We start from the raw sequence: 22,825 nt of genomic DNA on the forward strand, positions 1-22,825 counted from the left end.
CGAAGGGTGCCAGCGGGCTCAGGGCCGACCCGTAGCGGGCGCGGCGGGCTGGGTGGAAGCTCCTGGTGGCGGTGGACGGACCGTGATGTCCTGGGTCACCGAGGCGACCCGGAGGCCGTTCTCGGCGAACCGGTCGAGCACTCGCCTGGTGACCTCGTCCTTGACCTGTCGGGCGGCGCGTACCGGCACCACGAACCGGGCGGACAGTTCTATCCAGTTCGGGGTGGCGCGGATGAAGACCCGAGGATCCACCTCGGCGTCGGCGACCGGGTAGCGGTGGCGCATCTGCTCGATGGCGTGCTGCGCGTCGGCGGTGGCGGAGATGTTCTGCGCCTCCTCACACAGGATGCGTTCGGCCAGATGCCAGTCCGCCTCGTAGGGGACCGGCAGGGTCAGTTCCTCCCACAGATGGTCCAGCACGGTGCTGCTGTTGAACACCGGCGCGGTGAACACGAACCGATTCGACAGTGAGACCACTCGCCCCGTGTACTGGCGGCCCCGGATCCAGGACTCCGGATCGGACGAGGATCCGCTTTCCAGGATCCGGGTCCGTAGCGGGGTGATGTCCAGGACGTCGCCGCGTACGCCGCACATCTGGATGCGGTCGCCGACCCGGAACTGCCGGCCGGTGAGGATGCTCACCCAGCCGGCGAAGGCGCCGAGGACCTCCTGCAGGGCCAGCGCGAGGCCGGCGGCGAGCAGGCCGACGACCACACCGATGCGACCGGCGAACGGCCGCCACAGCAGGGCAAGGGCGAACAGCAGCGCCACCACTGTCAGGTAGTGCACCGCCTTGCGGAGGTAGTAGCGGTTGGTGGTGTCCTGCACCTTGATCGTGGCCAGCCGGCCGGCCAGGACGGCGACGACGAGAGCCAGCAGGGCCAGCACCACACTGGTCACGAGGCGACCGTTCACGCTGCTCGTGTCCCACAGTATTTCCAGGAACCGCGCCATGGTGCTGCCCATCGTTCTCGGCGGCCGACCGGTGGTGTCCGTCGCGTCTTCACCTTAGGCAGTCACCGCCGGGGGAGTCGCGGAATGCGCGACACACCATTCGGGCCGGTGGAGCCCGCGCCCGGCAGCGCGCTCAGCGGGTGGTGCCGATGCGGCGTGGGGGCCGGCCGTGCGGAGGGCAGGCCGGCCCCGGCTGTGCTGCGACCTCAATCGCCGTGGTCGGGTCCGTCGTGGGTTTCGGCCTCCTCGGGCTCGACGATCGGCGGTGGCGGCGGCACGGGAGTCAGCGCCGCGGCGACCGGTGCCGGGCCGGTGATCCGCTGCCCGTTGCCGAAGTCGAAGGTGACGGTGGCGTTCTGTCCCGAACGCAGGGACTCGTCGAGGTCGAGGAGCTGAAAGTGCCGGCCGGCCTGTGCGTTGAACCGGACGAAGCTCAGCGGGGGAAGGTCGATCCGGGCCGGCTCGGTCCGCTGATCCGGCGTGGCGTCACCGGGCGATCCCAGGGCGGGGGAGGCGTCCGTTGCCGCCGGGCTGGCGATGGTGGGGCTGCGCGCAGCGGACGTGTCCGACCGGGGAGGGATGGGTCGGACGGCATCGACGATGACGATGTCCCGGGCGTCCTGCGTGGTCACGGTCACCGTGACGGCATCCTTCGAGTCGTTGTAGATGACGGCGCTGAGCAGCGCGTCCGCTCCGGCGCGGTAGCCGTCAGCGCCGGGAAACTCGATGAGCAGACCGCGCACGGCGTACTCGCCGTTGTCGGTCATCAGGTTGACACCCTGGATGGAAGGTTCCTTCTCGGCCGTCTCCGCGATCTGACCCGCGCCACAGCCGGCGAGCAGCGACACGGCAAGTGCCGCGCCCGGCAGCGACAACCGCCGGAGTGCTCGGGTCGGTCGTGTCACGGTGTCTCCTCGCGTGTTCCGCACTCCGTCTCGGGAGGGCGTCAGGGGCGCTCCCAGAAGTCAGGACCGATGGGCTCGCGATAGTCGGAGCTGGCGACGAAGAAGCCCTCGTCGTCGACCTCGATGGGCAGCTGTGGCAGGGGCCGGCTGGCGGGCCCGAAGATGGGTCGCGCGTTGTCGGTGATCAGGAACTGGGACTGGTGGCACGGGCAGAGCAACCGGTTGGTCTGCTGCTCGTAGAGGCTGGCGGGGCAGCCGGCGTGGGTGCAGATCTTGGAGTAGGCGATGAAGTCACCCCACATCCAGTCCTGTTTGCCGGCTCGACGGTTGTTCTCCCGCGCGGCGAGGGCGTCCTCGGCGCGCAACCGGATGAGCAGCGTGACCGAGTCGGCGTACTGGTTGCTGACGCCGTGCGGGATACCCGGGAACACGGTGACCTGGCCGCCGGGCAGCAACTCCAGCGGCCGGACGGGCCGCCGGTCCTCCCGGACGAGGCGGATCCTGGTGACGGCGCCGTTGTCGTCGGCGGGGGCGAAGCCGGTGCGGAACAGTTCCCGGTTGTCGTGCGGATCCTTGATGAGGCCGCCGACCAGGGGGGCGGCGACGACCGCCCCGACCGGGGCGAGGCCCGCGAGCAGGGACACCCCGAGCAGGGGACGCCTTCTCACGCCGAGCTCGTCGGCCATGTACAGCATGGTCTGGCCGGTGATGCGCCGATCGTCGGCGGGTACCGGCCCTTCGTGCCGGTCCTGGATCGACACCTCCTTCGGCAGCAGCCGCTTGCCCCAGACCAGGACGCCGAAACCCAGCGTGAGCAGCGCGACGCCGAGGGTCAGACCCAGCAGCGGGGTGTAGTACTCCTCGATGTCACCGACCAGCCGATAGCGCCACGGCCACCAGATGTAGACGACGAGAAAGCCGGTGGCGGACAGCCCGGCGACCAGGAAGAGAGCCGCCACGGTGCGGACCATCCGCCGCTCGGCCTTGGAACCGGCGGTGACCTGCGGCTCGTAGTGGACGATCTCGATGTCGTCGCGGCGGGCGCCCTCGCGAACCACCTCGAAGCGGGTCACGCCGGGGTCGTTGACGTCCGTCGGCTCGCGGCCGTGTCGTCGGGGGCCGGTCGTCATGACTTGCCCGCGATCCACAGGCTCGCGAAGACGAGCGCGACGATGCCGACCAGGAAGATCGTCAAGCCCTCGGTGGACGGGCCGTAGCGGCCGAGGTTGAACCCGCCCGGGTCAGGGCCGTCCTGCACGACCTGCTGAATGTAGGCGATGATGTCGGCCTTCTGCTCCGGGGTCAGTTGACTGTCGCCGAACACCGGCATGTTCTGCGGGCCGCTGAGCATCGCCGCGTAGATCGTCCGATCCGACGCCGGGTACAGGCTCGGCGCGAACTTGCCGGAGGACAGGGCGCCTCCGCCGCCGCCGAAGGCGTGGCACTGCGAGCAGTTGATCCGGAACAGTTCCCCGCCCCGGGCCAGATCGGCGTCGGCCAACTGCTGCTCGACGGTGTCGGGCACCACCGGGCCTCCGCCGATCTCCTGGATGTAGGCCGCCAGCTGACGGATCTCCTCGTCGGTGTACTGCGGTGGCTTGCGTAAGGCCTGCGCCTCCTGCCGCGCCAGTGGCATCCGCCCGGTGCCGACCTGGAACTCGACCGACGCGGCGCCCACCCCCACGAGGCTGGGCCCGCGCCCCTCGACACCACCGGCGCTGCGCCCGTGGCAGGTGATGCATCCGACGTTGAACAGCGCCTCACCCTCCGCGGCCGCGCCGCTGAATCGCGGCTCCTCCTGCGCCCGCGCCGCCGGCGCGAAGGTCGCGTACACCCCGCCGGCCAGCACCAGCGCGGTCAGCAACCGCACGACGGCCCCGACCCGCCGACGGGTGCCGCCCGTCGGGTACCCGGCGACGCGGCGGTGCGGCGTTCGCCAGCGGGGTCGGCCGCCACGGTCAGCTGCCACGCCGTCTCCTCCTGGTCGAAGTGAGGACCGGTGACCCGATCATGGGGCGAGCAGAACCGGCCTTTCCGCAGACTATGGAGTCGGCAGCGGACGTACGCTCGATTCGGGGCATTTGGTGGTCCCGGCGGCAGAATCGTCAACCCGACGGTGCGAGCCGTGGCGGACGATCGCCCAGTGCTCGTCGGCGGGGAGGGTCAGTAGCGGTCGTCGAGGATCTTCTTCATCTGATCGATCTCCTCCTGCTGTGACCGGACGATCTGGTCACACAGCCGGACGATCTCGGGGTCGGTGATCTGGGACTCCTGGCACACGAGGATGGCCCGGGAGTGGTGGGGGATCATGGATTTGAGGAACGCCTCGTTACCCACGAACGGCTCCGTACGCACCGCCGCGAACCCACCCACGAAGAGCACGCCCAGCGCGATGTAGAGGGCGATGTTGAGGCGCCGCGCGGCGAACATCTGGTGCATGACGCCCATCATGATGAGCCCCATGGCGGCCACCATGATCAGTGACATGTAGAAGTTGCTCAGATTCAGGTAGAAGTCCGACCAGTCGCGGATCTGGGACAGGGTCAGGACGAACATGACCGCCAGGCTGATCGCCAGGACCAGCCCGAACCGTAGGTAGTTCTGCTTCATCTCGCCTCCGCCAGCTCGCTGGGTATTTCGATCGCTATGACGTGGTAAGTCACCATACGCGGCTCCCGGTAACCGGTCCGGCCGACGACCAGCCGGACCAGGTGCGGCGCAGTCCCCGGCTCAGAGTGCGACGTTCACGTCCGCTACCGCTGGTCGGGGTCGACCCAACGGTGGTAGGCGGCCATGTCGACGTTGCTGCCGCACACGATGGTGACCACGTGTCGGCCGGCGAAGCGGTCGGGGTTTTCCAGGATCGCGGCGATGCCGAGCGCGGCGGACGGTTCGGCGACGAGGCCGGCCTGGTCGAGCAGCATCCGCATACCGCGGATGATCGAGGCCTCCCGGACGAGGATGGCGTCGTCGGCGACCAGGAGCAGGTCGTCCAGGACGGCCGGGATCGGTCGCCGTCCGGCGACGCCGTCCGCGATGGTGTTTGTCGATTCGGTGGTGACGACGCGCCGCAGGTGCCAGGAGCGGGTCATCGCCGGTGCGCCCAGCGGCTGGACGCAGAGCACCTCGACGTGGGGTGTTTGCTCCTTCAGCACGTGACCCACACCGGTGGCCAGCGCCCCGCCGCCGAGCGCGATCAGCACGGTGTCGACAGCCGGCGCGCTGTCCACCAGCTCCAGGCCGATGGTGCCCGCGCCTTCGCAGGTCTCGATGTCCAGGCTGTCTTCGAGCAGCCGGATACCGCGCTGCTGCGCGATGGCTGCCGCCCGGTCGCGGGCGAGTTCGTGGTCGCCGTCGACCAACTCCAACGTGGCGCCCAGAGCGCGGATGCGGTCGAGCTTGGCGACGGTCGCGTGGCGGGTGGCCACGACCGTGACGTCGATTCCTCGACGACCACCGGACCAGGCGAGGGCCTGGCCGAGGTTGCCCGCGCTGGCACACACCACCGCGGACGGCCCGCCGTCGGCGAGACGGCTCGCGACAAGTTCGGTGCCACGCGCCTTGAAGCTGCGGACCGGGTTCGCTGTCTCGAGCTTGATGCTCACGGCACACCCCAGGTCGGGTTCCAGTGCCGCACATCGGTACAGCGGGGTGTCGAGGAAGACCGGGTCGATGATTCGGCGGGCCGCCCGGATCCGGGCGGTGTCGAGCCGTGTTCTCAGCACGACCGGGCAGCGTAGCGATGACCGGCCACCGGCGGCGCCGGTTCCGGCCGGTCGGCCGGGCCTCCGGAAACCCGCAGCGCCGACGCCGCGGCCTGCCGGCCGCCGCAGGCACTATCGTGCTGGCGTGCACATCCGTTTCGACGTACCGGCCGATCCCGGCTACCCGGGCCGCGTGGCCGCCGCCCTCAGCAGTGCCCAGCTGCGGAAGTACAGCCTGATCGGCGCGGCGCTGGCGGCGGTCGGCGCGATCGGTCTCGTCATCTCGTCGGGGTTCGGGTGGGGCGAGCAGACACTACCGGTGTGGATGACGATGGTCCTGGGTGGCCTGTTGGCGATGCTGTACTGGCCGTGGCTGCGGTGGCGGGCTCGGCGTCGTTCCGGTGGCTACGCCGTCGAGGGCGGCTACGACATCACCGAGGACAACATCATGATGCGCAGCGGCTCGGAGTCCGGCGGCATCGCCTGGGACGGCGTCACCCAGGTGAGGACCACCTCCGAGTTCTGGGTCGTGTACGTGGGTCGGATGCCGGCGACGGTGATCCCACGCCGCCTGATGTCCGCCGCGGACGCGGAGACATTGCGCGCCTGGATGGGCGGTCGCGGGCTGCTCCGGTCGTGACTTGATCCGTGGTGCGCCGTCGGGGCGGTGGTGCCCGGGGCGGATGGTATTGGTGGGTCTGATGGTGACGCCATCTGCCGCGATTCGCTGAGAACGTTCACCCACCGGATGGGTCTAGCCCGCGCGGTCTGCCCATGTACGTGCGACAGCGACAGGTGACTGCGTCGACCAGCAGAAACGGCGGGCGGGTTATCGACGGAAGTAAATCGACGCTTGAGAGCATGGGAGCGCTCCCGTAATATACGCGACGCAGCTGTTAACGCTCACCTAACACCGACGACCGCCAATGCATGACCGTCACCCCGTCCGGAGGATGCCCCATGGCTAGATCAAGATACGTCAATACAATTTTGGCGTCATTCGGTGCCGCGCTGCTGGCGTCGACGGCGCTCGCCGTGGCCATGCCCGCGAATGCGGCGGCGGCGGGTTGTTCGGTGAACTACGCGGTGTCCTCGCAGTGGCCGGGCGGCTTCGGCGCCAACGTCACCATCACCAACCTCGGTGACCCGTTGACCAGTTGGACGTTGACCTGGTCGTTCGGTGCCGGGCAGACCGTCACCCAGTCATGGAACACCACCCTGACCCAGAGCGGCACCGCCATCACCGCCAGGAACGTCAGCTACAACGGCGCCATCCCCACCAACGGCACCACCTCGTTCGGCTTCAACGGCTCCTGGACCAGCAGCAACCCCACCCCCACCGACTTCGCCCTCAACGGCGTGACCTGCACCGGCGGCGTCACCCCCACCACCCCATCCACCACCACCCCACCGACGACCACCCCGCCCACGACCACCCCGCCGACGACTCCGCCGCCGTCGGGTACGTGCAATCTGCCGTCGTCGTACCGGTGGTCGTCGACGGGGCCGCTGGCGCAGCCGCGGTCGGGGTGGGTGTCGTTGAAGGACTTCACGCACGCGCCGTACAACGGTCAGCATCTGGTGTACGGGACCACGCACGACAACGGCACGTCGTGGGGGTCGATGAACTTCGGGCTGTTCTCGAACTGGAACCAGATGGGTTCGGCGAGTCAGAACGCGATGCCGTTCTCGGCGGTCGCGCCGTCGTTGTTCTACTTCGCGCCGCGTAACGTCTGGGTCCTGGCGTACCAGTGGGGTGGGCCGGCGTTCTCGTACCGGACGTCGACGAATCCGACGAACGTGAACAGTTGGTCGGCGCACCAGACGTTGTTCACCGGGTCGATCTCGAACTCCAGCACCGGTCCGATCGACCAGGCGTTGATCGGCGACGACCAGAACATGTACCTGTTCTTCGCCGGTGACAACGGCCGGATCTACCGGGCCAGCATGCCGATCGGGAACTTCCCCGGCAGCTTCGGCTCCAACTACACCACGATCATGACCGACACCACGAACAACCTGTTCGAAGGTGTCCAGGTGTACAAGCTCCAGGGTCAGCAGCGGTACCTGATGATCGTCGAGGCGATCGGTTCGCAGGGCCGCTACTTCCGCTCGTTCACCGCGACGAGTCTGGGCGGTAGCTGGACCCCGCAGGCCACCAGCGAGAGCAACCCGTTCGCCGGCAAGGCCAACAGCGGCGCCACCTGGACCAACGACATCAGCCACGGTGAGCTGATCCGGACCAACGCCGACCAGACCATGACCATCGACCCCTGCAACCTGCAGCTGCTCTACCAGGGCCGTGACCCCAACTCCGGTGGCGACTACGGTCGCCTGCCGTACCGGCCCGGCCTGCTCACCCTGCAACGCTGACGACACTGGGAACTGGTCCGGACCCGACAGGGGGTCCGGACCAGTTCTCGTCCGGCGAGCCCGTTCTGATGACCAGCGGTCGTCAGGTGACGGGTCACGTCGGCGGTGCCGGCCCCGGTGAACAGGCCGAGCGGCGGGGTGCGAATCCGCTCCGTACCCCGCCGCCGGTTCGTCGTACTGTCAGGGGTTGGTGATGCCCAGCGAGTAGCTGCCGGAGCCGCTGTACGCGTGCACCTCGAAGCGGTAGTAGCCCGCCGTGCCGTTGTAGCTCAGCGACTCGTCCGGCCCGGAGGTGTACGAGCCGGCCACGTCGACCCAGGACGATCCGCTCCACTTCTGCAGGTAGAGGTCGAAGTCCACACCGGTCGGACCGTCCAGGCAGCCCCGGTGGGTGCCCGAAGAAGACGAGTAGTAGTAGCTGCCGTTGGGCTGGTACCGGCTCTGGCCGGAGGAGATGCTGCCGGTGTAGGTCGCCTCGTAGCCGCTGCACCCGGTGGGCGGCGGCGGCTCGTTGCCGCCGCCACTGGTGCGCAGCGTCAGGCCGTACGCCGAGAGGATCTCGTTGACCGGCTGGAAGTAGGTGGTCCCGCCGGAGGAGCAGTTACCGGAGCCGCCCGAGGTCACACCCTGGGCCTGCTGGCCGGACAACCACGACCCACCCGAGTCGCCCGGCTCGGCACAGGCGTTGGTGCGGGTCAGCCCGCTGACCGAGCCCTCAGCGTAGTTGACGGTCTGGTTCTTGGCCTGGATGGTGCCGCACCGCCAGCCGGTGGTCGAGCCGGAGCGGCAGACCGCCGCACCCACGGCGGCCTCGGTGGAACCGGCCACCGTCACGTTGCCGCCGGAGTAGTTGTTGACCCACGGCTGCGGCGTCCAGTTCGAGTTGGTCTGCACCCAGCCGTAGTCGTTGCCCGGGAACGACGAGCCGCGGAAGGTGCCCTGGGCCACCTGGTTGTAGCCCTGGGTGGCGGTGCCGGTACGGCCGCAGTGCCCGGCGGTGACGAAGCCACCGGTCACCGAGAACCCGACCGAGCAGCGTCCACCCATGTAGTAGGCGTCGCCGCCCCGGACGTCGTAGAGCAGCCGGGGAGCCTCGGTGGTGCTGACCACCCGGACCGCGGTGGCGTCGACGCGGCTGGTGCGGACGAACTTCGCAGCCGCGGTGGTGTTGCCGCTGGCGAGGACCACGACGGTGTTGGTCGTGACGTCGACGTACCAGCCGGGGACCGCGCCGGCCGGGGCCTTGGCGGCGTGTCGGTCCAGAGTCGCCTTGATCCGGTCCAGTTCGGCGCCGTTGCGCTCGACGATCGTCGCCCGCGCACCGGCAGCCTTGACCCGGTTGGCCGCGGCCTTGCCGGTGACGGCGACGACGAGGCCGTCGGCGGTCATCCAGCCACCGGCGTACGCCGAGCCCAGGGACCGGCGGAGGCTGGCGTCCGTCCGGGTGCCCTTGTCGTCCCGGGCGATCCGGGTGCGTGCCTCGGTGGGGGTCAGATCGAGGTCGCGCTGCATCGCGGCGAGCATCTCCGACGACGCGGCCGCCGTGGCGGTGCCGGGGTCGGGCAGTGGGGCCGCTGCGGCGGGGGTTACCGCGACGGCGATGGCACCGACGGGCAGCAGGATCGCTGCTGCCGCGAGGGTGAGAACTCGTCTCATCTATTGCCTCCTGTGGAAACGGCGGCGCGGAACGGGGGTGCGCCGCGATCGGGGCGGGGGGTGTCCCGCCGCGCTCCGCCCTCGGGGTTTGGGCGACGGTGCTGCGGGCGCCGCAGCCCGTTGACCTGGCCGGTGCCGCTGCCGGGCGCCTCGGCGGGGCGCCAGCCTGGTCAGGTGGGCCATCGCCAACCTAACCGGAATCGATAGGCTCTGATCTATATCAGTTGACTCATATTAAGGCGAATGATGCTCGACTCCTGCTGTCGCACGGCACACCGGCCGAGCAGCTCCCCGACGCTGACGGTCGGCCGTCGCCGGCTGTCTCAGGCGGACTTGACCGCGTGCACGCGTTCGACGGTGCCGGCCTTCAATCGCTCGGCCTCGACGATCGTGAATCCCGCCGCACGCACCAGTGGAAGCTGGCGGCGGGTGAAGTACTCACCGGCCACGCGGACGGTGACCCGTTCAAGGAGCCACTGGGTGGCGCGCACCGGCGGCCAGGTGCTCGCGACGTGGTCGAGGAGGAGCAGTCGGCCACCGGGTACGAGGACGCGTTTCATCTCGTCGATCGCCTGCGCCGGATGCGGAATGGAGCAGAGCGAAAGAGCGCAGACCACGGTGTCGAACGACGCGGACGCGAAGGGCAGCCGCTCCGCGTCGCCCTCGCGCAGGTCGACCGCCCGGCCCAGCTCGGCGGCACGGCGACGCGCGATATCCAGCATCGCCGGACTCAGCTCGACACCCGTGAGGGTGGCGTCGGCGGGATAGTACGGCAGGTTCCGGCCGGTGCCGATGGCCACCTCCAGCACCCGGCCACGCACCCGGTCACCCAACCACTCCCGGCCACCCGCGAACTGCACCCGCTCGAGGAACGCGATCTGCCTGTCGTAGCTCGGTGCGGACCTGTCCCACACGCGTCGCTGCTTCGCGGTCGGTGACTCGCTCGGGCTTCTCCTGGCAGGGTTGCTCACGATGGCGGTTCTTCCGGTTCGGCGGGTTCGGGAAGGGCGCTCTGAGCATCGCACGCTACCGTCCGGGTAGGCCCAGATCCACGATGGCCCTGATCGTACGCATCCATCCGGGAGCGCCCGGCCCCGGTGGCGGCGGAAGGTTCCACCGCCAGCCGGGCCCGGTCAGACCGTGAGGGAGCTGGCCGTGCCGGGGGTGAGCCAGCGCAGGCTCGCCCGGACCGTGGCCGGGGCGGCGGCGAAGGCGGCCTCGACAGCCTGCCGGCCCTCGCTGAAGTGACTCCAGCCCTCGTAGTGCACCGGCAACACCGAATGGGCGCCGACCAGCCGGCACAGTTCGGCACCCTCGGCGGCGGTCATCGTGTAGCGCAGCGCACCGGTGCGGCCGAACCGGACCGCTCCGAGGTGCAGCACGACGGTGCCGATGCCGAACCGGTCGGCGACCTGACGGACTCCGTCGTAGAGAACGGTGTCGCCGGTGATCCAGAGCGGCCCGTGCCGCTGGCCGGCCCAGCGCAGCACGAACCCGGTCACCTCGCCGACGACCGGCCGGCTCAGCGGCGGGCCGTGCCGGCACGGGGTCGCGGTGACCTCGATGGTCGGCCGACCGGGTGCGGTGAGAGTGGTGTGCTGCCACGGCGCCAGACCGATGGTGCCGGCACCGAGCCGTCGGCTGCCGGCCACGGTGGTGACGACCCGACCCGCCGTCGGCAACAGGACCCGGCCGGCGTCGTCGAGGTTGTCGGCGTGGTGGTCGTGGGTCAGTAGCACCGCGTCGAGGTCGCCGAGCGACTCCGCCGGCAGCGCCGGGCCGGTGAGCTTGCGTGAGGCGGTGCCCCAGCCGAACCGGTAGGTCCGGCCGGGCGCGTCGAACGTCGGATCGGTGAGCAACTGCCACCCGTCGACCTCGATCAGTAGGGTCGGACCGCCGATGTGCGTGACCCGTACGTCGGTCATTCCGCGTGCCGCACGGCCCAGTCGAGCACCTCGTCCGCGATCCGCTCCCATCCCTGCTGTGCCGGCAGCAGGTGAGCGTAGCCGGGGTACTCGCGGCGCTCGGTGACGGTGTTGGACCGGTAGTGCTCCGCGTTCGACTTCTGCACGGCGGGCGGCATGATGTGGTCCTCGCCGCCGGACACGAACAGCAGGGGCGCGCGGTCGTCGTTGTGGTAGTCGACCCAGGTGTCCTGATGGCCGGGCTGAAAGTTGGCCAGGACGCCGCCCCACACGATGCCCCCGGGGGCGGGGATGTGGTAGCGCTGGTAGAGGGCCCGAGACTCCTCGTCGGTGAACGTGTTGGTGAAGGCGTACTTCCACTGCTCCGGCGTCAGGCCGACCGCCTTGTGCCGGTTGGCGGGGCTCTTGAGCACCGGAAAGGTGGACTTGACCTGGGACAGAGGCACCACGCGAACGCCCTCGGTGGGGGCCGAGTTGAGCGCCACACCGGCCGCGCCGTAGCCGTGGTCGAGCAGGATCTGGGTGAACGCGCCGCCGGCGGAGTGGCCGATGATGATCGGCGGCTCCGGCAGTGCCCGCACGACCTCTTCGAGATGGGCGATGATCTGCGGAACCGTCACCTGCGCGATCGGGGCCGGATCGGCGTTGAGCGCCTCCACCTCGACCTCGAACCCCGGGTACGCGGGCGCCACCACCTGGTGACCCTTGCTCTCGTAGTGGGTGATCCAGTTCTCCCAGCTGCGGGGCGTCACCCAGAAGCCGTGCACCAGAACGATTGGTTTCATGGCTGGTACTCCTCGAGAAAGGCGAGCAGGTCGTCGCCGAGCCGCCGTTTGTGAGTGTCGGTGATGCCATGTGGTGCGCCCGGGTAGACCGTCAGCCGGGCGCCCTTGACGCGGGAGGCGGACGCCTTGCCGCCCACCTCGAACGGCACGACCTGATCGTCGTCGCCGTGGATGACCAGGGTGGGTACGTCGATCGCGTCGAGGTCCGGACGGAAGTCGGTGGCGGAGAAGGCGGCGATGCACTCGTAGGCGTTGCGGTGTCCGGCGGCCATGCTCTGCAGCCAGAATACGTCCCGGACTCCCTGCGAAACGTCGCTTCCCGGTCGGTTGTGGCCGAAGAACGGGCCGTCCGCCAGATCCTTGTAGAGCTGCGCGCGGTCGGTCAGCGAGTCGGCGCGAATGCCGTCGAACACCTCGGCGGGTACCCCGCCGGGGTTGTCGTCGGTCTTCAGCATGAACGGCGGCACCGCCGAGACGAGGACGACCTGGGCGACCCTGGCGGTGCCGTGTCGGCCGATGTAGCGGGCGACCTCGCCGCCGCCGGTGGAAAAGCCGACCAGGGTGGCGTCGCGCAGGTCGAGCGTGTCGACCACGGCGGCGAGGTCGTCGGCGTAGGTGTCCATCTCGTTGCCGTGCCAGGTCTGGGTCGAGCGGCCGTGGCCGCGTCGGTCGTGGGCGATCACCCGGTAGCCGCTCGACGCGAGGTGCAGCGCCTGGGCCTCCCAACTGTCGGAGTTGAGCGGCCAGCCGTGGGACAGGACGACCGGGCGGCCGCTGCCCCACTCCTTGTAGAAGATCCGGGTGCCGTCGCTGACGGTGACGAAGGGCATGGTCCACTCCTCACGGTGGGCTGCCAGGGTGTCAGCAGTTCAGGGAGCAATGTCGCACCTTCGCGACAGCGTGAGTTTTCTGCGGACGCACGGTTCTGACGTCTGTGTGCACCGTTCACTCTGGCGGCGCGGTGGCGACGGTTTTCTGCGCGGTGGCCATCTGTCGTGGGGTGACTCCGAATGCCTCACGGAACTTGTTCGTGAAGAAGCTCGGGTTGGCGAAGCCCCAGGCGCGGGCCGTCGCCGCGATGGACGTGTAACGCGGGCGGGCGGCGGTCAGGTCCGCCCGTGCGCCGTGCAGGCGCTGCTCGATGATCGACTGCTCCAGGCTCTGACCCAGTGACTCGTAGAGTTTGTAGAGCGTACGCAACGAGATGGCGTTGGCCGCGGCGATCCGTGCCGGTGTCAGCTCCGGATCTCGTAGGTTGCTGCGGACGTAGGCCTGTACCCGCGCCTGCATCGAGGAGTGCATTGTCTCGCGTAGCCGTCGGCCGTCGCCGGCAGCGGTGAGCACCAGCGCGCGCATCAGCTCGGCGGAGGCGGTGCCCAGCTCGGGCCCCGCACCGCTGCCGATGAGGTCGTCGGCCTGTCCGGTCAGGTGCGCGACGTGACTGCGTACGAGTTCGTAGAGCGGACTGACCCGCAGTTCACGCGCGGCCCGGTGGATCGCATCCCGGGGAACGCCCAGGTGATCGGCGTCGACGTGCAGTGCGTAGGAGGCCCCACCGCCTCGCCAGCCATAGACGTACGGCAGGGAGAGGTCGACAAGCATGAGGTCACGCGGTCCGAACACGCGTCCCTCCCGCGCCCACATCAGATGGTTGTCGGTTCGCATCGGCAACGCCAGAACGATCGACGACTCGTCCGAGGCCCGGGCGATCCGGGGGGTGCGGCGCAGGGTCGTGCCGGAGGCCTCGATGTTGAACACCTTCGCTCGGCCGAAGTCGAAGACGGTCATCTTCGCCTCGATCGCGGCCGGATCCTCGAACGAGGCCATGCTGGCGGAGCAGTTACCGCTGACCGTGGCCTGAAACGCCTCCGCGCGCTCTCGTGGGGGCAGCGACCGCGTGTCGAGAACGAGCATGACTTCCCATCCGATCCTGAGCGGTTGCGTGCCGGCGCGTAACGCGGCGGCAACTGGGCCGTATCAATAGCCGCGAAGATGGAGAAACCCCGCTGCTCCGATCGCTGTCATGGCACAACGGCGAATGGAACGACGAGGTCGGATTCAGTATGCGCCGCGCCGAGGTCCAGGACAACGCCAGCCGCGAGGGGGTGCGTCCCACAAGGAGATTGAACTTCTGCTATATATGGGAGCGCTTCCGCCGTAGCCCCCGTCACGCTGCGGTGGCGGGAAAGCAGTCGATGGAGGAAACATGCGCAACCTACTTGCCGCGTTGACCGTTCTGATGGTCGGCGCCACGGTCGGCAGTGTCCCGACCGACGCCGCCGGTGCCTCCCACCGCGGCTCCTGCACCCGCCACCTGCTCTTCTGCGAGGACTTCGAGCGCCTGCCGCCCGGCGGTGCGAGCACCCTGGACTGGGGCATCGACACGCGCAACGGCACGCTCACCGTCGAACGTGCCCGCCGCGGCAATCAGGTGCTGCACATCCACACGGTCGACAACGGCCGTGCCTTCCTGCGCGTCGACGACTTCGCCGCGCCCGGCAACCGCTTCTACGGCCGGATGCGGCTGCGCGTCGACGCCTTTCCCACCGGCCCCGACTGGGCGCACTTCACCCTCGTGGAGGCGACCGGCACCGGCAGCTCGGAGATCGTCCGTCCGATCGGCGGCCAGTACGCACCCACGGTCCCCGGAATCTTCTGGGGCGTCGGCGCCGACGGCGGGCCGACCGGCGACTGGACCAACTGGCGCGAGTCCGCCCCGGTGGTCGAAGACACCTGGCAGTGCTTCGAGTGGCACCTGGATCCGGCGGACAATCGCGTCGCGGTGTGGATCGACGGGGTGGCGAACCCGGAACTGACCGCATCCACCACCGAACACGGCGGCAACGACGTGCCGTTCGTCCTGCCGACGGTGAACACCGTGAAGATCGGTTGGCAGCTCTACCAGGGTGGCACCACCCCGGGCGAGTTCGACCTCTGGATCGACGACGTCGCCCTGTCGACCAGGCGCCTCGGCTGCTGACCCCTGCTGGCGGGACATGACCGGAGGATCCTGCCGGCGCCGGCACACCTCTGCTCCCGCGCTACCGGCCGAACGGCCGGTCGGGGTCTGTCGCCGTGCACAGACCGTGCCGGGTGTCGCCGAATATTCGGCGACGCCCGGCATCGAGTTCCCCTACGCTCCACCCGAACGGCGGCGGCTGGCGAGCTGCCGACGGTGCTCAGCCGACGATCGGGGAATGCGATGTCCTGTCAGTTGGTCGCCGTCTGTTTCGACGCGAGCCAACCGATGCGCCTGGCGCGGTTCTGGGCCGGCCTGCTCGACCGGCAGATCGTCCATGATGGCGGCGGTGCGTCTCTCCCCGGCACTGACACGCAGCTCGGCCTCCGGTTCGTGACGAGCCACGCGAAGCGTGTCGGGCAGAACCGGCTGCACCTGCACCTCACCAGCGCCAGCCCGGCCGACCAGCGGCAGACGGTGGCCACCGCGCTCGCCCTCGGTGCCGCCCACGTCGACCTCGGGCAGCGTCCGGAGGAAGGACACATCGTCCTGGCCGACCCCGAGGGCAACGCGTTCTGCGTGATCGAGCCGGGCAACAGGTTCCTCGCCGGCTGCGGCTTTCTGGGTGAGATAGCCTGCGACGGCACCCGGGAGGTCGGCCTCTTCTGGAGCGCCGCGCTCGGCTGGCCACTGGTGTGGGACCAGGACCAGGAGACCGCCGTGCAGGCACCGGGCGGCGGCACGAAGGTCGCCTGGGGAGGTCCGCCCGTGGCACCGAAGCAGGGGAGGAACCGGCAGCGCTTCGACCTGGCGCCGCCGGCTGACGGTCATCAGCGGTCGGAGGTCGACCGGCTGGTGTCCCTCGGCGCCACGTGGATCGAGGCCGGCGAGGATGGCGCGGTCGTGCTGGCCGACCCCGACGGCAACGAGTTCCGTGTCATGAGGCGTCGTTAGTCCGGTCCCGACCCGCCGGTCCCGGCGACCGTCCGGCTGTGGAGCGGTCAGGATGCGGCGGCGGACTTCGCGGCAGGGCCGGCGGAGCCGGTGTCGTGGGTGGGACGGCGGGTCAGCACCCGGGGGCCGGAGGCCGTGATGGCGACCGTGTGCTCGGAGTGTGCGGTGCGGGAACCGTCGGCCGACCGGATCGTCCAGCCGTCCTTGTCATACCTGATCTTGTCGGTGGAGCCACAGAGCCAGGGCTCGATGGCGATGGTGAGGCCGGGCTCCAGTTTTAGGCCGCGACGAGGGCGGCCACTGTTGGCCACATGCGGGGCTTCGTGCATGGTACGGCCGATGCCGTGGCCGCCGAACTCGCCGTTGACCCGGTAGCCGTAGGAGTGGGCGACCTCGCCGATCGCGGCGGAGATGTCGCCCAACCGGCCGCCGGGCTGGGCGGCGGTGATGGCAGCCTCCAACGCGACCTCGGTGGCCTCGATCAGCCTCAGATCGGCCGGGTCCGGGGTGCCGACGATGACGGACAGCGCGGAGTCGGCGACCCAGCCGTCGATGCCGACCGCCATGTCGATGCTGAGCAGATCGCCGTCCCGTAGGACGTAGTCGTGGGGGAGACCGTGCAGCACCGCGTCGTTCACCGACAGGCACAGCACGTTGCGGAACGGACCACGGCCGAACGAGGGGGCATAGTCCCAGTAGCAGGACTCGGCACCGCGTTCGGCGATTCGACGGCGAGCGTGGTGCTCAAGGTCCAGCAGGTTGACGCCGACCGCCGCGACACCGCTCAGCTCGGCCAGCAACTCGCCGACGAACCGGCCGGTCACTGCCATCCGCTCGATTTCCTCGGCCGACTTGAGTTCGATCATGAAAGCCTCCCTCGCCCCTGTCGGTATTTTTATACCACGTCACGGTGGGGCCGCCCGGAAGGGGCTATCCTCCTTCGCATGGTCCGCCAACCACTCACCGCCGAGCAGATCGCCGCAGGGCAGCGCCTCGGCGCCGCCCTGCGAGCCGCCCGGGCCGGCCGCAGCCTCGTCGACGTGGCCCTGGCCGCCGGCATCTCGCCCGAGACGCTCCGCAAGATCGAGGCGGGCCGCCTGCCCGCGCCGGCGTTCGGCACCGTCGTCTGCCTCAGCCAGGCCCTCGATGTCCCCCTCAGCGACCTGGCCGAGGTCTGGCGGGCCGACCTGCCCGTCCGCCAGGCGTCCTAGGGTCCCTTCCGACCTCGTGCGTCCGTTGAATCCCCACCGCGCGGGACGGCCCGACGTACCCGTCATCTTCCTGGACCTCGACGGCGTACTGAATCCCTTCGCGGCACCCACCCGTCCCGACGGCTACCAGGAACGCGTCCTCTTCGACGGTGAAGATCCGCAGCGCTACTGCGTGGCGCACGCCGACTGGATCCGGGACCTGGCCGCCGCCGGTGAGCTGTGGTGGGCAACGGGTTGGGGCGAGGCGGCCAACGACGTCTACCTGCCGCTGCTCGGAGTCGCGCCGCTGCCGGTGGTCGGCTTCCCACCGGTGCCGTTCGATCCTGAACTCAAGGTGCCGGCCGTGGATGCCGTGGCCGCCGATCGACCGGCAGCGTGGCTCGATGACAACCACACCGCCGTCGGCCGGCGGTGGGCCGCTGCCCGTTCGGTACCGACCTTGCTCGTGTCGATCGATCCCGCGATTGGTTGGACCCGAGCGGACGTCGAGCGCGTGCTCACCTGGGCGGCATCCCTGCCCAGGTGAACACGGGTCGCACGGAGTCCCGAGAGGCCCTCTGTCCTACCTCACCGAGCCGTGATCCGGTCGACCGCATACCCACCCGTCCCGGATCGGGCCGTCAGTGTCCGGCGCAGCTCGCGGACGGTGTCGAAGGCCCGGTTGTCGTCGTCGGCGAATGCCTCCTGCCACAGGTCGTGCCATTCGGAATTCGCGGACATGATCCGGTCGAGCGCGTTCGCGGCCAGCGCGGGCAGGTCGGCGGGCAGGTCGAGTCGGCCGCCGTTGCGGAGGACCTCCGGCGCGTACGGTGAGCTGATGGGTTGCCCGCCGGGCAGATGCGCGGCCACGATCGCGGCTGCGGCGATCGCCTCGCAGGCGATGTCGGCGTCGAGGTAGTCCTGCTCGACGGCCGCTCGGTTCAGGGCCGTGCGGACCAGCACCGGCCGCTGGGCGGCGTCGGCGTCATCCAGCTCGCCACACCAGTCGGCGGCGGTGTCGTTGTCGAACGGTCCACTGTCCCAGGCACCCATGAAACCTCCCTCGATCGGTCGCGCCGCATTCTGGCACCGGCCACCGACAGGCTTCGACCCACGCGATTCGGCGTACCCTGCGGTGACGGATGGCGGGTGACGGACAGGGGGCAGCGGTGGTCGAGAAGACGCTGACCGGGACGACGGTGGCGCAGGTGATGGCGGAGTTGGCCGAGCTCGCGGACCCGAGGACGCGCGAGGTGAACGAGCGGCACGGCGATGATCACGGGGTGAACCTCAGCAAGTTGCGTGCCCTTGCGAAGCGGTTGAAGACCCAGCAGGACCTCGCGGAGCAGTTGTGGCAGACCGGCGACACCGCGGCGCGCCTCCTGGCGATCCTGATCTGCCGCCCGAAGGCGTTCGAGCGCGACCAGTTGGACACCATGCTGCGCGAGGCGCGTCGACCCAAGGTGCACGACTGGCTGGTGAACTACGTGGTGCGGAAGAGCCCGCACGGCGAGGAGCTGCGCCGGGCGTGGTTGGCCGATCCGGATCCGGTCGTCGCCAGCGCCGGCTGGGCGTTGACCACCGACCGGGTGGCCGCGAAGCCTGCGGGCCTCGACCTCACCGCGCTGCTCGACGTCATCGAGGCGGAGATGAGGGACGCTCCGGATCGCCTGCAATGGGCCATGAACCACTGCCTGGCGCAGATCGGGATCGAGCATGCCGGGCACCGCGCCCGCGCAATCGACATCGGGGAACGTCTGGGTGTGCTCAAGGACTACCCGACCTCACCGGGCTGCACCTCACCGTACGCGCCCACCTGGATCGCGGAGATGGTACGCCGACAGCACGAGGCCGAGGCGGACCGGCGCGAGCGCGCTGTCGAGGTGACCATTTAGGATGGTCGGCGGCGTCGGCCGCGGGATGTCGAGCAGGTGCGGCGGCACGCCGACCGATCCTGCTTCGACGTTGGACCACCCGCAGTCCGGCGCTCGGCCCAAGCGGTTCGGCCGACCGTGATCCGGTGTGGACGAGGAGACGAACTGTGGCGAACGAAGAGGTGGCGCCGGCCGGGGTCGACATGAGCGTGCCGAGCATCGCTCGGGTGTACGACTACATGCTCGGCGGCAAGGACAACTTCGCGGTGGACCGCGCCGTCGCCGAGCACGCGCTCCGGATCACGCCGGACGGCCCGCAGGCGGGCCAGGCGAATCGGGCCTTCCTGCGTCGGGCGGTGCGCGTCCTCACCGAGCAGGGCATCGGGCAGTTCCTCGATCTCGGTTCCGGTCTGCCCACCCAGGGCAATGTGCACCAGGTGGCCCTGCGCCACGACCCGCAGGCGCGGGTGGTCTACGTCGACAACGATCCGATCGTGCTGGCGCACGGTCGGGCGCTGCTGGCCGACGCCGGAACCGCGACGGTGGTCCAGGCCGACATCCGGTCGCCGGAGGCCATCCTGGAACACCCGGAGGTCCGCAGGTTCCTGGACTTGGACCGCCCCGTCGGGCTGTTGCTCTTCGCTATTCTGCACCACCTCACGGACGACGAGAACCCGAAGGCGGTGGCGGCGAGGTTGATCGACGCCCTGCCGTCGGGCAGCTACGTGGCGATCTCCCACTTCCGTGATCCCGGCGACCGGCACCCCGACGCCTCCCGAAAGGCGCGTGAGGTCGAACGCATCTTCAACGAGTCCCTCGGCACCGGTCGTTGGCGTACCGACGAGGAGATCCTCTCCTTCGTCGAGGGCCTGGAGTTGCTGGAACCGGGCCTGGTGCCGGTGGCCGCGTGGCGACCGGACCCGGACGAGGCCGCGCCGGAGCAGAGCGACACCTACCACACCTTCGTCGGGCTCGTCGCGCGCAAGCCGTGATGCCGCGATCGGCCTCCTCCGGGTGGCCGCATCTACCGCGGCCGGCTACTCCGGGTGCCGTCACCGCCACACGGTGACCTGACTGGCCACCAGCGCCTTCTGTCCTTCGAACGTGCGGTAGGCCGCCGGGTCGGTCAGGTGGTGGCGGGCCGCGAGGCGGCGGTACGAGAAACGGACCACGGTCCCTTCCGCGCTGAGCAACTGCGGCGGGGTCGCCTCCACTGGCCGCCGGGTCAGGACGAGCAGGCTGCGGTCGGCCAGGTCGACGTCCCGTACGACGAGCGCCCGCTCGTCGACGACCTGATCCACGGTCGCGGTCACGGTCAGTGCGTCACCCACGTCGACCTTGGCGAGGGTGTTCGGCGGGCTGGTGCCGGTGGACGGTGGTGGTGGTTCCGCCTCCGGCTCGGGGGCGCAGCCGGTGACGGCGAGCACAGCTGCCAGCGCGGTGGCGAGTGCTGCGTGCCGGACGCCGTACGGAACGTCGCTCATGTCGTCGCCTCCTCGAAACGGTGCCTGTGCTCAGAGATGCCCCGTGGGATGACGAGCGCCGCGCGAACGTGTGACGGTCGCATGACATCGCGAGTCGACCTTCTCCAACTGATTGACCAGGGGTTTTCCCGCCTCCGGCTGGGGGTAGCGCGTTAGTCGACAGGGGCGGTGACCGGACACGATCCGCCCACCGGACACCCCGGCGGGGGTGCGCGACCGGAGCGGGAGGTTGTGCTCGTGCGATGCCTGCAGCGGCGTTACCGGCTCGACGAACCGGTCGGCCGGGGCGGCATGGCCACCGTCTGGCGCGGCTACGACCTGCGCCTGCAGCGCACGGTCGCGGTGAAGCTGCTGTCGGCACCGCTGCTGGGCGACCCCGCCGCCCGGGACCGCATCCGCCGCGAGGCGCTGGCCGCGGCACGGCTCGACCACCCCGGAGTCGCCCGGGTCTACGACTACGGTGAGCAGCGGCATCTGACCCGGACCCCCACCCCGTTCCTGGTGATGGAGTTTGTCGCCGGATCGACGCTGGCCGCCCGCCTCCGGGCCGCCGGCCCGTTGCCGCCGGACGAGACGCTGCGGATCGGTCAGCAGGTGGCGGCGGCCCTCGCCGCCGCCCACGAGCAGGGCATCGTGCACCGGGACGTCAAGCCCGGAAACATCATGCTCACCGAGAGCGGCGTGAAGGTGGTCGACTTCGGCATCGCGGTCGGCGCGGGCGACGACCCGGCGGAGCCGGACGGGCAACTCTGGGGCACCCCCAGCTATCTGCCGCCGGAGTTGACCGCCGGAGCGGAGGCGGTACCGGCGGGCGACGTGTTCGCCCTCGGCGTCGTCCTCACCGAGTGCCTCACCGGGCAGTCACCACAGCGGTCCCCGCACGAACCGGTGTCCGTCCCCGACGTCGGGGGACTGTCCGCCTCCCACGCGCACCTGATCGGTCGGTGCCTGGCGGCCGACCCGGACCGGCGTCCGGACGCGGCCGACCTCGCCGAGGCGCTGACCGGTGCGACCCTGGCCGTGCGGCCCGCGCCGGGTGCGGTGGCCACCCGGGTCGCCGTACCCACCCAAACGGTCGCCGGCCCCACCAGGCCGGCCGACGGACCTGCCCGGCGGTCGGCGGTCGCCCGGCGGCGGCGCGGGCTGCTGTTCGCCGCCCCCGCCGCCGCGGCGGCCGCGCTGGCGGGGATCCTGCCCGGGCTGCTCGCCGCCGAGGAAGGGTCGGCCGACCCACCCGCCGCCGAGGCCGGCTGCACCGTGCAGTACCGGGCACAGCAGGCGGCCGACGGACGCTTCCTGGCGCGGATCAGCGTGACGGGAACCGGGCGACCGGGGACCGGGCAGCGGGCGCTGACCTTCACCCTCCCGGCCAGTCAGCGCCTTCTCGACGTGCGCGGTGCTGCCTGGACGCACCAGGAGCGGCGGGTCACCCTCCGGCTGGACGCGCCGGCGGAACCGGGTACGGACGCGACGGCGACCCTGCACGGCCGGGTGGAGTCCGGTGGGCACGAGACACCGGAGCGGTTCAGCCTGGCGGGCGTCGCCTGCGAGCATGCCGACACCCACGTTCGGACAGCGGTGCTGGCTTCCGCGTCGGCCGAGCCGGCGGCATCGACGGAGGGGACCACCCGGGTCCGATCGGGTACGCCGGAACGGGACCGCCCGGCTCCGGACGGCGGCGGAGGCGGATCGGGTCGGTCCGACGCCCAGCCGTCGGACGAACCGTCGGCGACGCCGTCGGACACGCCGGCCACCTCGACACCGACCACCTCGACACCGACCACCTCCGCTCCGCCGCCCACGCCGAGCCCGTCGGCGACCACCAGCCCCACGGCCAGCCCCTCGGCGACGTCGAGTCCGACGGCGACCGCGCGCCCGTCCACCCCGCCCCCGCCGGACCCGACCTCGCCACCGACCACGGAACCCGCCGAGACCACGGCGCCCACCCCCACACAGACGTCTCCCACCACCTCGGTGACCTCCACCACGTCGGCGGCGGACGAGGACGGCGGCACCGACGACACGAACTCCTGATCCACCCGAAAACTTGATTGATTCCAGA

Annotated in this window: 24 protein-coding genes; 9 read left to right on the forward strand and 15 right to left on the reverse strand. The window is 70.2% G+C overall.

Translation table 11 applies throughout. The features are described 5' to 3' along the window. Positions 1-18 precede the first annotated feature (18 nt). From O3597_RS08635 to O3597_RS08660, 6 genes are all read right to left on the reverse strand, one after another. Positions 19-900: a mechanosensitive ion channel family protein gene (locus O3597_RS08635; RefSeq protein ID WP_164448994.1), complete on the reverse strand. Its 882-nt coding sequence runs from the start codon at positions 898-900 to the stop codon at positions 19-21. Between the two features lie 260 nt (positions 901-1,160). After that, the gene (locus O3597_RS08640; RefSeq protein ID WP_281603774.1) at positions 1,161-1,859 is read right to left on the reverse strand and encodes a hypothetical protein; all 699 of its coding nucleotides are present in this window, start codon (positions 1,857-1,859) and stop codon (positions 1,161-1,163) included. 41 nt (positions 1,860-1,900) lie between these two features. After that, the gene (locus tag O3597_RS08645; RefSeq protein ID WP_164448992.1) at positions 1,901-2,989 is read right to left on the reverse strand and encodes a Rieske 2Fe-2S domain-containing protein; all 1,089 of its coding nucleotides are present in this window, start codon (positions 2,987-2,989) and stop codon (positions 1,901-1,903) included. Next, positions 2,986-3,729, reverse strand: coding sequence for a cytochrome c (locus O3597_RS08650; protein WP_281604503.1), 744 nt, complete (start codon positions 3,727-3,729; stop codon positions 2,986-2,988). The genes O3597_RS08645 and O3597_RS08650 overlap by 4 nt, the downstream gene beginning before the upstream one ends. 293 nt (positions 3,730-4,022) lie before the next feature. After that, complete coding sequence (locus tag O3597_RS08655) at positions 4,023-4,469, reverse strand: DUF305 domain-containing protein (protein ID WP_281603775.1); 447 nt, start codon at positions 4,467-4,469, stop codon at positions 4,023-4,025. A gap of 143 nt (positions 4,470-4,612) precedes the next feature. Continuing rightward, positions 4,613-5,584 (reverse strand): pyridoxal-phosphate dependent enzyme, encoded by a 972-nt coding sequence (locus tag O3597_RS08660; RefSeq protein ID WP_281603776.1) that lies wholly within the window; start codon positions 5,582-5,584, stop codon positions 4,613-4,615. 124 nt (positions 5,585-5,708) lie between these two features. Between O3597_RS08660 and O3597_RS08665 the strand changes: the two genes are divergently transcribed. Next, positions 5,709-6,203, forward strand: coding sequence for a YcxB family protein (locus O3597_RS08665; protein WP_281603777.1), 495 nt, complete (start codon positions 5,709-5,711; stop codon positions 6,201-6,203). A gap of 320 nt (positions 6,204-6,523) precedes the next feature. Beyond that, positions 6,524-7,936, forward strand: a complete 1,413-nt coding sequence (locus O3597_RS08670; protein ID WP_281603778.1) for a non-reducing end alpha-L-arabinofuranosidase family hydrolase — start codon at positions 6,524-6,526, stop codon at positions 7,934-7,936. A 180-nt stretch (positions 7,937-8,116) separates the two neighbouring features. Here O3597_RS08670 and O3597_RS08675 read toward each other — a convergent pair whose 3' ends face one another. The 6 genes from O3597_RS08675 to O3597_RS08700 all read right to left on the reverse strand — a co-directional run bounded on the left by O3597_RS08675 (position 8,117) and on the right by O3597_RS08700 (position 14,216). Beyond that, positions 8,117-9,592: a S1 family peptidase gene (locus O3597_RS08675; protein ID WP_166458954.1), complete on the reverse strand. Its 1,476-nt coding sequence runs from the start codon at positions 9,590-9,592 to the stop codon at positions 8,117-8,119. Positions 9,593-9,915: 323 nt separating this feature from the next. Beyond that, positions 9,916-10,506: a methyltransferase domain-containing protein gene (locus O3597_RS08680; protein WP_281603779.1), complete on the reverse strand. Its 591-nt coding sequence runs from the start codon at positions 10,504-10,506 to the stop codon at positions 9,916-9,918. A gap of 219 nt (positions 10,507-10,725) precedes the next feature. Further along, a complete protein-coding gene (locus tag O3597_RS08685) occupies positions 10,726-11,517 on the reverse strand; it encodes an MBL fold metallo-hydrolase (protein WP_164448985.1) in 792 nt (263 codons plus the stop codon). Further along, positions 11,514-12,302 carry an alpha/beta hydrolase gene (locus tag O3597_RS08690; protein WP_164448984.1) on the reverse strand — a complete coding sequence of 263 codons (789 nt, stop codon included), beginning with the start codon at positions 12,300-12,302 and terminating at the stop codon, positions 11,514-11,516. Before O3597_RS08690 ends, O3597_RS08685 begins: the two co-directional genes overlap by 4 nt. Then, positions 12,299-13,132, reverse strand: coding sequence for an alpha/beta hydrolase (locus tag O3597_RS08695; protein WP_281603780.1), 834 nt, complete (start codon positions 13,130-13,132; stop codon positions 12,299-12,301). The genes O3597_RS08690 and O3597_RS08695 overlap by 4 nt, the downstream gene beginning before the upstream one ends. Positions 13,133-13,247: 115 nt before the next feature. Next, positions 13,248-14,216, reverse strand: coding sequence for a helix-turn-helix domain-containing protein (locus O3597_RS08700; protein WP_281581394.1), 969 nt, complete (start codon positions 14,214-14,216; stop codon positions 13,248-13,250). A 292-nt stretch (positions 14,217-14,508) separates the two neighbouring features. Here O3597_RS08700 and O3597_RS08705 point away from each other — a divergent pair, with 292 nt between their 5' ends. Then, a complete protein-coding gene (locus tag O3597_RS08705; RefSeq protein WP_281581393.1) occupies positions 14,509-15,282 on the forward strand; it encodes a hypothetical protein in 774 nt (257 codons plus the stop codon). A 222-nt stretch (positions 15,283-15,504) separates the two neighbouring features. Continuing rightward, the gene (locus O3597_RS08710) at positions 15,505-16,215 is read left to right on the forward strand and encodes a VOC family protein (RefSeq protein ID WP_281581392.1); all 711 of its coding nucleotides are present in this window, start codon (positions 15,505-15,507) and stop codon (positions 16,213-16,215) included. 47 nt (positions 16,216-16,262) lie between these two features. Here the strand turns inward: O3597_RS08710 and map are convergent, their stop codons facing one another. Then, positions 16,263-17,081 (reverse strand): type I methionyl aminopeptidase, encoded by an 819-nt coding sequence (gene map / locus O3597_RS08715; protein WP_164448978.1) that lies wholly within the window; start codon positions 17,079-17,081, stop codon positions 16,263-16,265. Between the two features lie 78 nt (positions 17,082-17,159). Between map and O3597_RS08720 the strand changes: the two genes are divergently transcribed. Continuing rightward, complete coding sequence (locus O3597_RS08720) at positions 17,160-17,426, forward strand: helix-turn-helix transcriptional regulator (RefSeq protein ID WP_164448977.1); 267 nt, start codon at positions 17,160-17,162, stop codon at positions 17,424-17,426. A gap of 16 nt (positions 17,427-17,442) precedes the next feature. Next, on the forward strand, positions 17,443-17,952 hold the full coding sequence (locus O3597_RS08725; protein ID WP_281603781.1) for an HAD domain-containing protein: 510 nt from the start codon (positions 17,443-17,445) through the stop codon (positions 17,950-17,952). A 41-nt stretch (positions 17,953-17,993) separates the two neighbouring features. Here O3597_RS08725 and O3597_RS08730 read toward each other — a convergent pair whose 3' ends face one another. Next, entirely contained in the window at positions 17,994-18,458 is a 465-nt protein-coding gene (locus tag O3597_RS08730) for a DUF4259 domain-containing protein (RefSeq protein WP_281603782.1), read from the reverse strand. An 89-nt stretch (positions 18,459-18,547) separates the two neighbouring features. Here O3597_RS08730 and O3597_RS08735 point away from each other — a divergent pair, with 89 nt between their 5' ends. Both O3597_RS08735 and O3597_RS08740 read left to right on the forward strand, forming a co-directional pair. Beyond that, positions 18,548-19,300, forward strand: coding sequence for a DNA alkylation repair protein (locus tag O3597_RS08735; RefSeq protein ID WP_166458952.1), 753 nt, complete (start codon positions 18,548-18,550; stop codon positions 19,298-19,300). A 146-nt stretch (positions 19,301-19,446) separates the two neighbouring features. Then, complete coding sequence (locus O3597_RS08740; RefSeq protein WP_164448975.1) at positions 19,447-20,271, forward strand: SAM-dependent methyltransferase; 825 nt, start codon at positions 19,447-19,449, stop codon at positions 20,269-20,271. Positions 20,272-20,331: 60 nt separating this feature from the next. Here O3597_RS08740 and O3597_RS08745 read toward each other — a convergent pair whose 3' ends face one another. Further along, positions 20,332-20,763 (reverse strand): hypothetical protein, encoded by a 432-nt coding sequence (locus tag O3597_RS08745; RefSeq protein WP_164448974.1) that lies wholly within the window; start codon positions 20,761-20,763, stop codon positions 20,332-20,334. Positions 20,764-21,000: 237 nt separating this feature from the next. On the opposite strand from O3597_RS08745, the gene O3597_RS08750 reads away from it, so the two are divergent. Next, the gene (locus O3597_RS08750) at positions 21,001-22,797 is read left to right on the forward strand and encodes a serine/threonine-protein kinase (protein WP_281603783.1); all 1,797 of its coding nucleotides are present in this window, start codon (positions 21,001-21,003) and stop codon (positions 22,795-22,797) included. The last annotated feature ends 28 nt before the right edge of the window (positions 22,798-22,825 follow it).

Origin of the sequence: Verrucosispora sp. WMMA2044 (assembly GCF_027497155.1) — a bacterium.
In the GTDB taxonomy this organism is placed as follows: domain Bacteria; phylum Actinomycetota; class Actinomycetes; order Mycobacteriales; family Micromonosporaceae; genus Micromonospora; species Micromonospora palythoicola.